Origin of the sequence: Mycobacterium sp. (genome assembly GCF_035623875.1) — a bacterium.
Classification (GTDB): Bacteria; Actinomycetota; Actinomycetes; order Mycobacteriales; family Mycobacteriaceae; genus Mycobacterium.
In genome coordinates this window covers 24,846-39,922 of the sequence record NZ_DASPSP010000061.1, presented here as the reverse complement: position 1 = coordinate 39,922, position 15,077 = coordinate 24,846, and the positions used below count along the sequence as shown (strand labels likewise).

General features: G+C 65.3%; 18 protein-coding genes. 12 read left to right on the top strand and 6 right to left on the bottom strand.

The genetic code is table 11. The annotated features are described in order from the left end of the window. From VEI45_RS05425 to phoU, 3 genes are all read left to right on the top strand, one after another. A partial coding sequence (locus VEI45_RS05425) for an EF-Tu/IF-2/RF-3 family GTPase (protein WP_324850868.1) occupies positions 1-520 on the top strand: 520 nt, incomplete at its 5' end. Positions 521-700: 180 nt separating this feature from the next. Then, positions 701-1,519, top strand: a complete 819-nt coding sequence (locus tag VEI45_RS05420) for a mycofactocin-coupled SDR family oxidoreductase (RefSeq protein ID WP_324850866.1) — start codon at positions 701-703, stop codon at positions 1,517-1,519. Positions 1,520-1,683: 164 nt separating this feature from the next. Then, positions 1,684-2,349: a phosphate signaling complex protein PhoU gene (gene phoU / locus VEI45_RS05415; RefSeq protein WP_324850864.1), complete on the top strand. Its 666-nt coding sequence runs from the start codon at positions 1,684-1,686 to the stop codon at positions 2,347-2,349. An 18-nt stretch (positions 2,350-2,367) separates the two neighbouring features. Here the strand turns inward: phoU and rocD are convergent, their stop codons facing one another. After that, the gene (rocD, locus tag VEI45_RS05410; RefSeq protein ID WP_324850877.1) at positions 2,368-3,594 is read right to left on the bottom strand and encodes an ornithine--oxo-acid transaminase; all 1,227 of its coding nucleotides are present in this window, start codon (positions 3,592-3,594) and stop codon (positions 2,368-2,370) included. Between the two features lie 14 nt (positions 3,595-3,608). After that, a complete protein-coding gene (gene ddaH / locus VEI45_RS05405) occupies positions 3,609-4,484 on the bottom strand; it encodes a dimethylargininase (RefSeq protein ID WP_414687401.1) in 876 nt (291 codons plus the stop codon). 113 nt (positions 4,485-4,597) lie between these two features. Here ddaH and VEI45_RS05400 point away from each other — a divergent pair, with 113 nt between their 5' ends. Continuing rightward, a complete protein-coding gene (locus VEI45_RS05400; RefSeq protein ID WP_324850862.1) occupies positions 4,598-5,050 on the top strand; it encodes an Lrp/AsnC family transcriptional regulator in 453 nt (150 codons plus the stop codon). Positions 5,051-5,087: 37 nt separating this feature from the next. Then, complete coding sequence (locus VEI45_RS05395; RefSeq protein ID WP_324850860.1) at positions 5,088-6,272, top strand: NAD(P)/FAD-dependent oxidoreductase; 1,185 nt, start codon at positions 5,088-5,090, stop codon at positions 6,270-6,272. Between the two features lie 10 nt (positions 6,273-6,282). Here the strand turns inward: VEI45_RS05395 and VEI45_RS05390 are convergent, their stop codons facing one another. Beyond that, positions 6,283-6,864, bottom strand: a complete 582-nt coding sequence (locus tag VEI45_RS05390) for a TetR/AcrR family transcriptional regulator (protein ID WP_324850858.1) — start codon at positions 6,862-6,864, stop codon at positions 6,283-6,285. Between the two features lie 9 nt (positions 6,865-6,873). Then, entirely contained in the window at positions 6,874-7,203 is a 330-nt protein-coding gene (locus tag VEI45_RS05385) for a DUF962 domain-containing protein (RefSeq protein WP_324850856.1), read from the bottom strand. Positions 7,204-7,276: 73 nt separating this feature from the next. On the opposite strand from VEI45_RS05385, the gene VEI45_RS05380 reads away from it, so the two are divergent. Further along, positions 7,277-8,083, top strand: coding sequence for an alpha/beta hydrolase (locus VEI45_RS05380; protein WP_324850854.1), 807 nt, complete (start codon positions 7,277-7,279; stop codon positions 8,081-8,083). 30 nt (positions 8,084-8,113) lie between these two features. Here VEI45_RS05380 and VEI45_RS05375 read toward each other — a convergent pair whose 3' ends face one another. Together VEI45_RS05375 and mftR are read right to left on the bottom strand one after the other, a co-directional pair. Further along, positions 8,114-9,163 (bottom strand): DUF2332 domain-containing protein, encoded by a 1,050-nt coding sequence (locus VEI45_RS05375; RefSeq protein ID WP_324850852.1) that lies wholly within the window; start codon positions 9,161-9,163, stop codon positions 8,114-8,116. Then, positions 9,160-9,756, bottom strand: a complete 597-nt coding sequence (gene mftR, locus VEI45_RS05370) for a mycofactocin system transcriptional regulator (protein WP_324850850.1) — start codon at positions 9,754-9,756, stop codon at positions 9,160-9,162. The genes VEI45_RS05375 and mftR overlap by 4 nt, the downstream gene beginning before the upstream one ends. A gap of 101 nt (positions 9,757-9,857) precedes the next feature. Here mftR and mftA point away from each other — a divergent pair, with 101 nt between their 5' ends. The 6 genes from mftA to mftF all read left to right on the top strand — a co-directional run bounded on the left by mftA (position 9,858) and on the right by mftF (position 15,076). Continuing rightward, positions 9,858-9,953, top strand: a complete 96-nt coding sequence (gene mftA / locus VEI45_RS05365) for a mycofactocin precursor MftA (RefSeq protein ID WP_324850848.1) — start codon at positions 9,858-9,860, stop codon at positions 9,951-9,953. Beyond that, entirely contained in the window at positions 9,938-10,330 is a 393-nt protein-coding gene (mftB, locus tag VEI45_RS05360; RefSeq protein ID WP_324850846.1) for a mycofactocin biosynthesis chaperone MftB, read from the top strand. Before mftA ends, mftB begins: the two co-directional genes overlap by 16 nt. After that, positions 10,327-11,511 carry a mycofactocin radical SAM maturase gene (gene mftC, locus VEI45_RS05355; RefSeq protein ID WP_324850844.1) on the top strand — a complete coding sequence of 395 codons (1,185 nt, stop codon included), beginning with the start codon at positions 10,327-10,329 and terminating at the stop codon, positions 11,509-11,511. Before mftB ends, mftC begins: the two co-directional genes overlap by 4 nt. Positions 11,512-11,513: 2 nt before the next feature. Beyond that, positions 11,514-12,713, top strand: a complete 1,200-nt coding sequence (gene mftD / locus VEI45_RS05350; RefSeq protein ID WP_324850842.1) for a pre-mycofactocin synthase MftD — start codon at positions 11,514-11,516, stop codon at positions 12,711-12,713. A 127-nt stretch (positions 12,714-12,840) separates the two neighbouring features. After that, complete coding sequence (mftE, locus tag VEI45_RS05345) at positions 12,841-13,593, top strand: mycofactocin biosynthesis peptidyl-dipeptidase MftE (protein ID WP_324850840.1); 753 nt, start codon at positions 12,841-12,843, stop codon at positions 13,591-13,593. 70 nt (positions 13,594-13,663) lie between these two features. Further along, positions 13,664-15,076, top strand: coding sequence for a mycofactocin biosynthesis glycosyltransferase MftF (mftF, locus tag VEI45_RS05340; protein WP_324850838.1), 1,413 nt, complete (start codon positions 13,664-13,666; stop codon positions 15,074-15,076). Position 15,077: the final 1 nt, after the last annotated feature.

Here is a 15,077-nt window from a genome sequence, read left to right as displayed (position 1 = left end):
CCGCGGCACCGTGGTCACCGGCCGTGTCGAGCGTGGTGTGATCAACGTGAACGAGGAAGTCGAGATCGTCGGCATCAAGCCGTCCACCACCAAGACCACGGTCACCGGCGTGGAGATGTTCCGCAAGCTGCTCGACCAGGGCCAGGCCGGCGACAACGTCGGTCTGCTGCTGCGTGGTATCAAGCGTGAGGACGTCGAGCGCGGTCAGGTGGTGACCAAGCCCGGCACCACCACGCCGCACACCGAGTTCGAGGGTCAGGTCTACATCCTGTCCAAGGACGAGGGCGGTCGGCACACGCCGTTCTTCAACAACTACCGTCCGCAGTTCTACTTCCGCACCACCGACGTGACCGGTGTGGTGACGTTGCCGGAGGGCACCGAGATGGTGATGCCCGGTGACAACACCGACATTTCGGTGAAGCTGATCCAGCCTGTCGCCATGGACGAGGGTCTGCGGTTCGCGATCCGCGAGGGTGGCCGTACCGTCGGCGCCGGCCGGGTGACCAAGATCGTCAAGTAGTCCTGCCCGAGCAGACGTAAAAGCCCCCGCACGCTCGGCGTGTCGGGGGCTTTTACTGGGCGCACCTCCGGAATACGCCAGCAAACGGGCGCAGATCATCGCCGACATCTGACCCTAGGCGATTAGAACACGTTTCAGTTTCGCTGCTAGCCTGATCGGCAGTCGGCGAAAGGAGCGTGTGTGTCGGGGACATTGCAAGGCCGCGTGGCATTCATCACCGGTGCCGCGCGTGGCCAGGGACGGGCGCATGCGATCCGGCTGGCCCGAGAGGGTGCCGATATCATCGCGCTGGACGTGTGCGCCCCGGTGTCCGACAGCATCAGCTACCCGGCGGCCACGCCGGAGGATCTGGCAGAGACCGTCCGCGCGGTGGAAGCCGAGGGACGCAAGGTACTAGCACGTGAGGTCGACATTCGCGACGATGCCGCATTGCGGCAGTTGGTGAGCGACGGCGTCGAGCAGTTCGGGCGGCTCGACATTCTGGTCGCCAACGCGGGCGTGCTCAGTTGGGGACGGCTCTGGGAGCTCACCGACGAGCAGTGGGACGCCGTCGTCGGGGTGAACCTTACCGGCACCTGGCGCACCCTGCGAGCAGTGATACCGGCCATGATCGAGGCCGGTAACGGCGGCTCCATCGTCGTGGTCAGCTCGTCGGCCGGGCTGAAGGCCACCCCGGGCAACGGTCACTACTCGGCGTCCAAGCACGGCCTCGTCGCGCTGACTAATACGCTGGCAATCGAGCTTGGCGAGTTCGGCATCCGGGTCAACTCGATCCATCCCTACTCGGTCGACACGCCGATGATCGAGCCGGATCTGATGATGCAGGTGTTCAAGGAACATCCGCACTATGTGCATAGCTTCGGTCCAATGCCGCTGCAGCCCAATGGATTTATGGCAGCTGACGAGGTTGCCAACGTCGTGGTCTGGCTCGCCGGTAATGGCTCCGGTACTTTGACGGGAGCCCAGATCCCGGTCGACAAGGGCGTATTGAAGTACTGAGAGATTTAACAGTCCGGCGCGGGCGGCTGTTGGGCGACCCGTCGAAAGCAGACGAGTTCAGCAATGAGCAAGCCGTTAGCCGAATCAAACGTAAGCCGACATTCACCGTGATCTGACACCTCGCTTTACTCAATCGTCAAGGTTGAGAACGTATCTTCGTCGGCATGCGGACCGCCTATCACACAGAGCTCGCGAGCTTAACCGAGCACCTCGGGGAAATGTGCGGGCTGGCCGGGGTTGCCATGGAGCACGCAACCCAGGCCCTGCTGCAGGCGGATCTGGTTCTGGCCGAACAGGTTCTCGGCGACCACGACAAAATCGCCGCAATGAGCACCGCCGCCGAGGAGAATGCGTTTGTGCTGCTCGCCCCCCTCCGTGCGCCGGTTGTCAGTGACCTGCGGGCAATCGTCAGCGCCCTCCAGATGGTCGTCGACATCGACCGGATGGGCGCGCTGGCCCTACATGTCGCCGAGATCACCCGCTGGCGTCATCCTCAGCACGCATTACCCGAAGAAGTCAACGGGTATTTCGCCGAAATGGGCAGGATCGCAGTCAAACTGGGCAACAACGCGCAAGACGTGCTATTGACGCGCGACCCGAGGAAGGCCGCGCGCATCCGCAGAGAAGACGACGCGATGGATGACCTGCACCGCCACCTGTTCACGGTGATGATGGATCGCGAATGGAAGCACGGTGTAGCCACCGCCGTCGACGTGACCCTGCTGGGCCGGTATTACGAGCGCTTCGCCGACCATGCGGTCCAACTCGCGCGTCGGGTCATCTTTCAGGCCGCTGGTCGGTTCTCTGATTGTGAGATGGAGCCGACGTAACTTTGGCACCGAAGTTATTCAACTCGCCATCTCGGCCAACGTGTCGGCGAATCGGTCCACCGCCCAATCGATTTCCGCTGCGGTGATCACCAGCGGCGGAGCGACTCGCAACGTTGACGCGTGGGTGTCCTTGACCAGGACACCACGCTCGGCCAGTCGCAGGCTGAGCTGCTTTGCGGTGCCGAGTGCCGGATCGATGTCGACGCCAGCCCATAATCCGCGGCCGCGCACCGCAAGTACACCATGACCGATCAACGTCCGTAACCGCCAGTGCAGGCGCCTGCCGAGGTGCGCTGCGCGGTCCTGGAATTCGCCGCGAGCCAGCATCGACACCACGGTGCTGCCGATCGCCGCGGCGAGCGGGTTACCGCCAAACGTCGACCCGTGCTCACCGGGATGCAGCACCCCCAGGACGTCGCGATCGGCCACCACCGCCGACAGCGGCACCACCCCGCCGCCCAGCGCTTTGCCGAGCAGGTAGATGTCGGGCACCACATCCCAGTGGTCGCAGGCGAAGGTGCGGCCGGTGCGGGCCAGACCCGACTGGATCTCGTCGGCGATCATCAAAACGTTGTAAGCACAGCAGATTTGCCGGACCTCGGGCAAATAATCGTCCGGCGGCACGATGACGCCGGCCTCACCTTGAATCGGTTCCAACAGCACCGCGACGGTGTGTTCGTCAATCGCTTTAGCCAGCGCATCGGCGTCACCGAACGGCACCGAACGGAAGCCGGGCGTGAACGGCCCGAAGCCGCAGCGCGCCGTCTCATCAGACGAAAAACTGACGATGCTGATGGTCCGGCCATGAAAGTTGTTGTCGGCCACCACGATGTTCGCCTGGCCGGCTGGGAGGCCCTTGACGTCGGTGCCCCACTTGCGCGCGATCTTGATCGCGCTCTCGACCGCTTCGGCGCCGCTGTTCATCGGCAACACCATGTCCTTGTCGCACAGCGTCGCCAGTGCCGCACAAAACCGGCCGAGCGGCTCAGCGTGAAATGCCCGGCTGACCAGCGTGACCAGATCGAGCTGGGCGTGTGCGGTCGCGGTGATTTCGGGGTTGCGATGCCCGAAATTCACAGCGGAGTACGCGGCCAGGCAATCCAGGTAACGACGCCCTTCAACGTCGGTGATCCACGCCCCCTCGGCGCTGGCAGCAACGACTGGAAGTGGCGCGTAGTTGTGTGCCGCGTGGCGCTCGTCGAGAGTGATCGCCGACGCGGTGAGTGCGCCGGGGCTGGTGGTCATGGTGTCCAGCACAGTCACGAATACACCTCCAGTGTGCAGCATTTGACAGATCCGCCGCCCTTGAGCAGCTCGGACATCTCTACACCGATCGGTTCGAAACCGGCTCGGGACAACTGCTCGGCGAAGCCCGCTGCGGCGGCGGGGTACACGACATGGTAGCCGTCCGATACGGCGTTGAGGCCGAACACGTAGGCGTCGGCACTTTCCGCCACGATAGCGTCGGGAAACAGCGTTTCCAGTTGCGCGCGTGAAGATTCGGTGAACGCCGGCGGATAGTACGCGATGGTGGTGTCATCGAGCACGCTGAGTGCGGTGTCGAGGTGGTAGAAGCGCGGATCGACCAGCTGCAGGCTGACGACCGGCCGACGAAAGATCTCGGCGATCTCGGCGTGCGCCCGCGGATCAGTGCGAAAACCGGTTCCAGCCAGGATCATTTCACCCACCGGCAGCAGGTCGCCCTGACCCTCGTTGACGTGCCGAGTTTGCACCGGAGTGTATCCCTGCGACTTCATCCAGTCCGCATAGGCGGTGGACTCTTGTTGGCGCTGAGGGTATTTGAAGCGTGCCACCACCGCCGCGCCGTTGAGTATCAGCCCGCCGTTGGCGGCGTAGACCATGTCGGGCAGGCCGGAAACGGGTGCGACGAGGTCGACGACGTGTCCCAGTCGGCGGTAGGTGTCGCGAAGGTGTGCCCACTGCGCGACCGCGACGGCGGTGTCGACCGGGGTGTCGGTGTCCATCCACGGGTTGATCGCGTAGTCGACAGCGAAAAACTGCGGAGGCGTCATGACGTAGTGCCGAATCCGCGCTGCGCGTTCGTTCGGTGTGGCGGTCGTAGTGGCGGTCTTACGCGCCGGGCCTACAGCCGCAGTCTCCGCAAAGATCGTCATAAATCGACGGTATGGGAAGGTTTTGACGCAATCAAACACCGATCATTGCTTCTTTACGCCTTATTTATTGCGCCGAACGCCGCATTGCGGCAGTCTGTTGTGCGGGAGGCGCGATGGACCGGTTGGATGGCATCGACGAGCAGATTCTCGCCGAGCTAGCCCAACATGCCCGGGCAACGTTCGCCGAGATTGGTGAGCGGGTCAATCTGTCGGCCCCGGCGGTCAAGCGCCGCGTCGATCGGATGCTTGACAGCGGTGTGATCCGGGGTTTCACCACCGTCATCGATCGCAGTGCAGTGGGTTGGAACACCGAGGCCTATGTACAGGTTTACTGCCACGGCAGGATTTCGCCCGACGAACTGCGCCGAGCCTGGATAGACATTCCCGAGGTGGTCAGCGCCGCGACGGCGACCGGGACCGCTGACGCCATCCTGCATGTGCTGGCGCATGACATGAGGCATCTGGAAGACGCTTTGGAGCGCATTCGCACCAGCGCTGACATTGAACGCACGGAAAGCATCGTGGTGTTGTCCAACCTCATCGACCGGTCGCGGGCCGAGGGGTGAGCGACCGCACGCCGCCACAATCGTGTATGAACTCCAAATGACCACCAGCGCAGGCGGCAATGGAATACTGATTGTCGGCGGGGGGCTCGGTGCGACCCGAACCGCTGAGCAATTGCGTCGGGCGGGCTATACCGGTGCGCTGGCCATCGTCAGCGACGAAGTCCATTTGCCCTATGACCGTCCGCCGCTGTCGAAGGAAGTGCTACGCAGCGAAGTCGACGACGTGACGCTCAAACCGCGTGAGTTCTACGACGAACAGGACATCACGCTGCGGCTCGGATCGGCGGCCACCGCCCTGGACACCGCGGCGCAGACGGTGACTCTGGAGGACGGAACGACGCTCGGCTATGACGAACTCGTCATTGCGACCGGCCTGGTGCCGCGGCGCATTCCCGCGTTCCCCGACCTGGATGGCATCCGGGTGTTGCGGTCGTTCGATGAAAGTCTCGCGTTGCGCAAACACGCGTCCTCCGCGCGGCACGCGGTGGTAGTCGGCGCTGGTTTCATCGGCTGTGAGGTGGCGGCCAGTCTGCGCGGGCTGGGAGTCGACGTCGTGCTGGTGGAACCGCAGCCCGCGCCGCTGGCAGCGGTCCTTGGTGAGCAGATCGGCGAATTGGTGGCGCGGCTGCACCGCGCTGAAGGCGTCGATGTGCGTACCGGAGTCGGGGTGGCCGACGTCCGCGGTCAGGATCATGTCGAGAGTGTGCTGTTGACCGACGGCACCGAGGTGGCGACCGACCTGGTGGTGGTCGGCATCGGCTCGCGGCCGGCGACCGACTGGCTCGACGGCAGCGGCATCGAGGTCGACAACGGCGTGATCTGTGATGCGGCCGGGCGGACCAGCGCACCGAACGTGTGGGCGCTCGGTGATGTTGCGTCCTGGCGTGATCCGATGGGACATCAAGTCCGAGTGGAACATTGGAGCAATGTGGCCGAGCAGGCCCGGGTCGTGGTGCCTGCGATGCTGGGGCAGGACGCGCCTTCCAACGTCGTCGTGCCGTATTTCTGGAGCGATCAGTACGACGTCAAGATCCAATGCCTGGGTGAGCCAATCGCGACCGACACCGTGCACCTCGTCGAGGACGACGGCCGCAAATTCCTCGCCTACTACGAGCGTGACGGCGTGGTGGCCGGCGTTGTCGGCGGTGGTATGCCCGGCAAGGTCATGAAGACGCGAGCCAAGATCGCTGCTGCGGCACCGATTTCCGAGGTGCTGGGCTAGCACCCCAAAGTCAGTTCAAGAACCGCTCAAGGGCTTCGCGGATCCCGGGAAGTGCCTTCGCGGCTTGGTGTTCGATCAGAGCGGCTTCTGCGACCATGCCAACCCACAACTGAGCGCTTTCGTAGGGGTGTGGGCGTTTCAGTGCGGCGAAGTCGGGTCGGCACAGCTCGGCGTTGGCTATGTTGCGGTGACCGATCTCGTCGACAACCGCCGGTTCGGCGCGGGCTTCCAGCAGCAGGGCCCGCACGCCGCGGTCGCGTAAGCACCCGTCGAGGACCGTGTTTGCGCCGGTGATCAGACGACGGCGCCCGGGGCGCATGCCGGCGATCGCGGCCTGCAGCTGGGTGGCCAAACGTTCATGGAATTCACGGTGCAGCGCAAGCAGATACGAGGCGCGGTCGCCGAAGTGGTGAAAGAACGTGCCCTTTGCCACCCCGGCTTCCTGGACGATCAGATTAACGCTCAAGCCGGCCAGCCCGGTGCGTTCGGCCAGCCGCAGGCCCGCATCGATGAGCGATTCTCGAGTTCTGGCCATTGCCTCCTTGCGCCCGCCGGTCGGCCTAGCGGGCACCGTGGGGGGCGTCGAGGTCATGCCAGCACTCTAGCCACCGGCTCTGCGCTGACTGCGTCGCGCGAGCAGCTCACCGTACTGCTCGCACACGTGAATCACCCCAGTGAGCTGATAGGTGATCCAGCCCTTGTGCATCGAAGGCAGGTTGTGTTCGAAAAAGCGGTGCCCGGCGATTTGCAAGAGCCAGCCCCCGACAAACATCGGCACTCCCACCCGTGGTTTGGCCAGAAGCAGCGGGATTCCGGCTGCGATCACCGGCGTGCCGATCATATGCGTGAATTTCACGCCGCGGCTGGTGTGTTGGGTTTTGTAGTAGGCCATCCTCTTCGAAAACGGGGCGTCGGGCGAAGGAACAGTCATCGGGAACTCCTTGAGATCGGAACGCCAACAATGATATGGTTGACCGACCAGTCGGTCAATGAAAGGAACGGCGATGGTCAGCATGGTCCAGACGCGGGCGGGAGAGGTTGCCTACAGCGATGCCGGGGAGGGGCCTGTGGTGGTGTTGCTCCATGCGACGCTGCATGATCGCCGCGACTTCGACGCGATCGTGCCGAGCCTTCGTCACGACCACCGCGTGATCGCGCTGGACTGGCCGGGCCACGGCGACTCGCCGGCGCCAGTGCCAAACTATCAACCCACAGCGGCCTCCTTCGCCGACGTTCTTGCCGACGTCGTGGCCACGCTCGACCTGCCACCCGCGGCACTCGTCGGCAACTCAGTCGGCGGATTCGCCGCGGCTCGGTTGGCAATCACTGACCCGCAACGGGTTTCGCGGCTGGTGTTGGTCAATTCCGGCGGATTCATCGCTGGCCCGGTCGCCAAACTCTACTGCCGAACGCTCGGAATGCCGTCGGTCATGAAACGCGTCCTGCCGCGGTTCGTCCGCAGCTATATGAAGGCGACCAGCGACAACGACTACGCCGTTCAGGAACGCGTGCTGGCCCGGGCGAACACCCGGGACGGTGTCAGTCTTACGGCTGCATTGTGGCGCAGTTTCGCCGCGCCCGAATACGACCTGCGTCCGGGCGCTGACCGCATCACCGCGCCATGCCTGGTCATCTGGGGATCGAAAGATACCGCAATCCCAATGCGATTCGGCCGGGCCACCGCTGCCGCGATCGCGGGATCGCGACTGGAAGTATTGCCGACGGGCCACATACCGTTTTCCTCAGACGCCGCCGGATTCCTGGCAATCGCCGCGCCGTTCTTGGCTGCCGCACGCGGGAGCGTGCAGTGATCCGGTGAGCGCCCGACTAATCTCCCCACGCTATTCCCAGGTCACCGGTGGCCCGTGCGGCGAACATACGGCCAGTAGCGTGTCGTCACCACCCGGCCAACAGCGGGCACGAACGGCGAACTCAACCGGAGCATCGGGAGTTCGCCGCTGTGGCTCCAGCGTCAGATGGGCGAACGGTGCGTCGGTCCGGGCTCGGGCTCCCAGTGCGTCGATACTCGCTCGGACAGCGGCCTGGCCATTGGCGGAGAGGTACTGCCACATAATGGAATGCCACAGCACGGTTAGGGCGCCGGAGGCGACACCGAGGCCTGCGACTGCGTCGACGGCGTCGCGGCGCTGCAACATCGCCGGGACGCGCCGAGCGATGCTGATCGCGCCGCGCAACCGATCCAGCCGTTCCGGTTGATCGGGCCAGACATAGCTCAGCAGCGTTAATTCCCCGTCCCGGTTGGTCGCATCGAGCGGCGCGATGTCGTAGCCGTGACGCTCGATGATCCGCAGAGCCGCGGCGCGAGGCAACCGGCCGCGCCATGCGTCATCGATGCACACCGGTGAGTTGGTCGGACCCCAATAGCCGACCTGATGGCGATAGCGGTAATAGTCGGCACGCAGGTTGAGACCGGCACTGCATCCGATCTCGAAAAGCCTTATAGGCAAGGCGAATCGGTGGGCGAGAATCAGCAGGCCACCGATCAGCGCGGCGGCTCGGCCCACCTCGTTGGTTTGTGGCGGCTGATCGAGGGCGGCGCGCAGCCGGTCGGCGTGGTCGGAGGCGGCGAGCGCGATATCGGGCCATGCGGCCTCGGCATCCCACTGCCCGCCCGTGCTCGGATACCAGCCCCGCAGCCCGGGGGCGCGGCCGTCGAGCGCCAGCCGGTGCAACCCGCCGAGCAGTCGCAGCGGCACCGCCAGCCGGCCAGAATCGTTTTCGTGCCCGGAAAGGATGGCGGCGAAGACGCCACCGGCGTCTACGTCGGCGGCCACCCGATCCAACACGTCCCCGTACATCGGCGAGCCCAGGCCGGCGCAGATCTGGCCCTGCAATCGAAGAGACCGCAGCAGACGGTTGTCGCGACTCATCGGTCCAGCTCGTCCAGCCCGGCGCGGACCACGTCGAACGCATCCCCGAGAGCCTGCGGCAACGACACGGTTTCGTCGTCCAGCCAGTGTTCGTAGGCGCTCAGGGCGACGCCGAGCAGCGTCCATGCAACGGTCTGAGGTAGCAGGTCGGTGGTTCGAACGCCGGATCGGCGTGCCACAAACTCGGCGATTACCTCGCGCCAGCCGGCATACATTGTCATCGAATATGCTTGCAGTTCAGCGGTTTGCAGGATCACCCGCATTCGCTGCCGATGTCGGATGGTTTCCGATTCGTCAAAGGTGTTGAAAGACAGCAGCGCAGCGCGCAGCGCCTCGCCGAGTGGCATGCCGGGATCGACATGGTCCAGCAGCTCGCGCAGGTGCTGCAGGTGAGCGGCGAAGTCGCCCCAGGGGATTGCGTTCTTGGAGGCGTAGTAGCGAAACACGGTGCGACGGGCGATGCCCGCGGCCTGTGCGACGTCGTCAACGCTGATCTCGGTGAAGCCGCGGTCGGCGAACAGTCGCAAGGCTACATCGGTGATGTGCTGCGGGGTCGTGGAGCGGCGCCGACCGACCCGCGCCTGTTGCCGCATACAGCCCCACCCTTCCATTCTGGCACCCGATGCCATATCCTGGCCAAGATTCTCACCGGATCGACGCGACTTGTCGAGACCTGATAGCGAAAGGCAACGTTATGGAGCCCAACCAGCAGACCGACACAGACACCGAGCTCGTCACCGAGTCCTTGGTGGAAGAGGTGTCTATCGACGGGATGTGCGGGGTCTACTGATCGTGAGCGCCCCCGCGCAGGGTTTGCAGGCCGGGTTCGATGGCCCGGCTTATCAGCGGCCCGATCAACGGCCCGCGTCGTGGCCGGACGGGTCCGTGTTCGAACCCGGACGCGCGTGGCGCCTGCACCCGCAGGTGGCCGTGCGCCCCGAGCCCTTCGGCGCGCTGTTGTATCACTTCGGGACCCGCAAACTGTCATTCCTCAAGAACCGCACCATTCTTGCGGTGGTGCAGTCCCTGGCCGACTACCCGGACGCCTCTGCGGCCTGCCGCGCCGCAGGAGTCGAGGACAGCCGGCAGGGTCCCTACTTGCATGCGCTGGGCGTGCTGGCCGGCTCCAACATGCTGGTCCCCGCTGGGCCGAAGGAGGCCACATGACCGCGGTTGTGCCACGGCTGGTCGAGCAGTTCGAGCGCGGGTTGGACGCACCGATCTGCCTGACCTGGGAGCTGACATACGCATGCAATCTGGCGTGTGTGCACTGCCTGTCGTCGTCCGGAAGACGCGATCCGCGCGAACTGTCCACGCAGTCCTGCAAAGACATCATCGATGAGCTGGAACGCATGCAGGTGTTCTATGTCAACATCGGTGGTGGGGAACCGACTGTGCGGCCGGACTTTTGGGATCTGGTGGACTACGCCACCGCGCACCACGTCGGCGTGAAGTTTTCCACCAACGGGGTACGGATCACCCCCGAGGCAGCCGCTCGGTTGGCGGCCAGCGACTACGTCGACGTCCAGGTTTCGCTGGACGGCGCGACCGCTGAGGTCAACGACGCCGTCCGGGGTGCGGGGTCCTTTGCGATGGCCATCCGCGCCCTGGAAAACCTTGCCGCCGCCGGGTTCTCCGACGCCAAGATCTCCGTCGTCGTCACCCGACACAATGTCGGTCAGCTCGACGAATTCGCCGCGCTGGCAGACCGTTACGGCGCCACGCTGCGCATCACCCGGCTACGCCCGTCGGGTCGTGGCGCCGACGTCTGGGATGAGCTGCACCCAACCGCCGAGCAGCAGGTCCAGCTTTACCAATGGCTGGTCGCCAAGGGGGAGCGAGTGTTGACCGGCGATTCCTTCTTCCACCTGTCAGGACTCGGCGAACCCGGCGCTTTGTCCGGTCTGAACATGTGCGGAGCCGGACGGGTGGTGTGCCTGATCGATCCGGTCGGCGATGTATATGCCTGCCCGTTCGCCATCCACGACCGCTTCCTTGCCGGAAACGTGTTATCTGACAGTGGATTCGGCAACGTGTGGAAGAACGCTCCGCTGTTCCGGGAGCTACGCGAGCCGCAGTCGGCCGGTGCCTGTGGCAGCTGCGGGCATTACGACAGCTGCCGGGGCGGATGCATGGCGGCCAAGTTCTTCACCGGGCTGCCGATAGACGGCCCTGATCCGGAATGCGTTCAGGGCTACGGCATGTCGGCCCTGGCGCAAGAGCGCGACAAACCCCGCCCGGCCGGGGATCACTCGCACGGACGGCGGCGCAGCGGACCGGTGCCGCTGACGCTGTCGCTGCATCCACCGGCGGCACCGAAGCGGCTCTGCAACGAAAGCCCGGTCTAGCCGTGGCTCGTGACGTCTGGTTCGAGACCGTCGCCATCGCCCAGCAACGGGCGAAACGGCGACTGCCGAAATCGGTCTATGCCGCGCTGGTCGCCGCCAGCGAGAAGGGGCTGACCGTCTCCGACAATGTGGAGGCGTTCAGCGAGCTCGGCTTCGCGCCTCATGTGGTCGGCGCCATTGAAAAGCGTAACCTTTCGACAACTGTTATGGGGCAAGAGATTTCGCTGCCGATAGTCATCTCGCCCACCGGTGTGCAAGCGGTCGATCCGGACGGTGAAGTCGCTGTCGCGCGGGCCGCCGCGGCGCGCGGCACGGCCATGGGGCTGTCGTCGTTCGCCAGTAAGCCGATCGAGGAGGTCATCGCCGCTAATCCCAAGCTGTTCTTTCAGGTCTACTGGCTGGGCGGGCGCGAGGCGATCGCGCAGCGCGTCGAGCGGGCTCGCCATGCCGGCGCAGTTGGCTTGATCGCGACCACCGACTGGTCGTTCTCACACGGGCGGGACTGGGGTAGCCCCGCGATCCCCGAGCAGATGAACCTGCGGACCATCCTGAAATTGTCGCCGCAGGCGATCACCCGTCCGGGCTGGCTGTGGACGTACGGGAAGACGCTGCGTCCGCCGGACCTGCGGGTGCCCAACCAGGCTCCTCGCGGCGAGCCCGGGCCGCCGTTCTTCGCCGCCTACGGGGAGTGGATGACGACGCCGCCGCCGACCTGGGCGGACATCGCCTGGTTGCGCGAGGAGTGGGGCGGCCCGTTCATGCTCAAAGGTGTGATGCGGGTCGACGACGCCAAAAGGGCTGTGGATGCTGGTGTTTCAGCAATCTCGGTGTCCAACCACGGTGGCAACAACTTGGACGGCACGCCGGCGTCGATCCGCGCGCTGCCCGCGGTTGTGGACGCGGTCGGCGACCAGATCGAGGTGTTGCTGGACGGCGGTGTCCGGCGCGGCAGCGACGTCGTCAAGGCGCTGGCGTTGGGAGCGCGTGCAGTCATGATTGGCCGCGCCTACCTATGGGGCCTGGCGGCCGGCGGGCAACCGGGTGTCGAGAACGTTCTCGACATCCTTCGCGGCGGCATCGACTCGGCGTTGATGGGGCTCGGGCGAGCCGCCGTGCACGACCTCAACCCGGACGACATTCTGGTGCCCGCTGGTTTTGCTCGAGCGCTCGGGGTGCCCCCGCCCGCGCGGGGAGGAGCGTAGCCGCGGCGCATGCGAGACCAGCGAGCATGCTGATACTCAGGTGGCGGACGTGGCAGCGGTGACCCGCTTTAGTGAACGGTCGGCGGCAGAAATTTTTTCCAGAGCGCCAACAATCGATGCACGACAGGTGAATTCGTCTTACCATCACCGAGTGGCTGTCACCGCCGAACTTGGGGGCTCGACGTCGAGCCAGCTACAAAACATGTCGCTGGGCGTAGTGATCCCGGTCGGATCCACCGAACAGCACGGCCCTCACCTGCCACTGGACACCGACACGCGGATCGCGACCACCGTCGCACGCGGGGTCACTGCCGGTCTGGCCGGTGCGTCCGGCGACCCCCAGCTGCAGTGGGTGGCGGCGCCGGCCATCGCGTACGGCGACAGCGGCGAGCATCAAAGCTTCCCCGGAACCATCTCCATCGGCACCAAGGCGCTGACCACGCTGCTGCTGGAGTACGGCAGGTCGGCTACCTGCTGGGCGCAGCGGCTCCTGTTCATCAACGGCCATGGTGGCAACATCAGGGCGTTGCGCCGCGCGGTGGGTCGACTGCGATCCGAAGGGCGTGACGCCGGGTGGTTCACTTGTGCGGTGGCAGGTGCTGACGCCCACGCCGGCCACGCTGAAACTTCAGTATTGCTATACATTTCGCCGACCGACGTACTGACCGACCGGTGGCATGCGGGCAACGTCGCGCCGCTGCCCGACCTGCTACCGTCAATGCGGCGCGGGGGAGTCGCGGCGGTCAGCGAACTCGGCGTATTGGGTGACCCGACCACGGCGACCGCTGCAGAGGGGGAGCGGATGCTCGCGGAGATGGTTGACGATTGCCTGAGTCGGGTCAGGCGTTGGGCACCCGCGGCGGACGGCATGCTCACATGACCCGCGCCGACGACGATGGTGCCGGCTTGAATCGGGGGGGTCCCCCCGCTTGCGGGGGAGAGTGGCGCTTATGACCCAGGCGCGGTTGCCGGATGGATTTGCTGTGCAGGTCGACCGGCGGGTAAGGGTCCTCGGCCAGGGCTCCGCTTTGCTGGGCGGCTCGCCCACCCGGTTGTTGCGGTTGGCGCCGGCCGCTCAGGACATGCTCGCCGACGGCCGCCTCAAGGTCCACGACGCACTGAGCGCCGAGCTGGCCCGGACCCTGCTGGACGCGACGGTGGCTCACCCGAGGCCCGCGGGCGGCCCGTCGCACAGGGACGTAACCGTCGTAATTCCGGTGCGGGACAACGCTTATGGCTTGCGGCGGTTGATCGCCGCGTTGCGCGACCTGCATATCGTCGTCGTTGACGACGGCTCATCGACACCGATCGAGCGAGAGGACATTGCGGGGCTGCACTCCGACATCGAGGTGCTGCGCCATGCGCAAAGCAAAGGGCCGGCGGCAGCGCGCAATACCGGCCTGGCCGCCTGTAAAACGGGCTTCGTCGCCTTCTTGGACTCCGACGTCGTTCCGCGACGAGGCTGGCTGGAGGCTCTGCTCGGTCACTTCTGTGACCCGACCGTGGCACTGGTCGCGCCGCGAATCGTCGGCTTGGCCCAGACCGATCACTTGGTAGCTCGCTACGAGGCGGTGCGCTCGTCGCTCGACCTTGGCCAGCGCGAGGCCCCTGTCATCCCATATACCAGCGTCTCCTATGTGCCCAGTGCCGCGATCATCTGCCGCACGTCCAGGCTGCGCGACATTGGCGGCTTCGACGAAACGCTGCGCTCCGGTGAAGACGTCGATCTGTGTTGGCGACTTGTCGAAGCCGGTGCCCGGCTGCGCTACGAGCCGATCGCCCAGGTTGGGCACGATCATCGGACGCAATTGCGGGATTGGATTGCGCGCAAAGCGTTTTACGGTGGTTCGGCTGCCGCGTTATCGATCCGACACCCGGACAAGATCGCGCCACTGATGATATCCGGCTGGGCACTTGCGGCGTGGATCCTGATGGCCATCGGCACGAGCTTCAGTTATCTGGCGTCGCTGCTCGTGGCTGGGCTAACGGGTCGTCGCATCGCGAAGACCTTGCAGGGTGCTGACACCCAGATCTGGGATGTGCTTGCGGTGGCCGCCCGCGGCCTTTGGTCGTCGGCGCTGCAACTGGCGTCGGCGATCTGCCGGCATTACTGGCCAGTGGCGCTGGTGGCGGCCATCGTGTTCCGGCCCGCTCGCCGCGTTGTGCTGATCGCTGCCGTCCTCGACGGGGTGGTGGACTGGGCCACCCGCCGGCAATCCGCCGACGAGGATGCGAAACCGATCGGGCTGCTGACCTACGTGCTGCTCAAGCGTGTCGATGACCTGGCCTATGGCCTCGGGCTGTGGTACGGCGTGCTGCGGGAGCGCAATATCGGTCCGCTCAAACCGCAGATTCGAGTCTGAC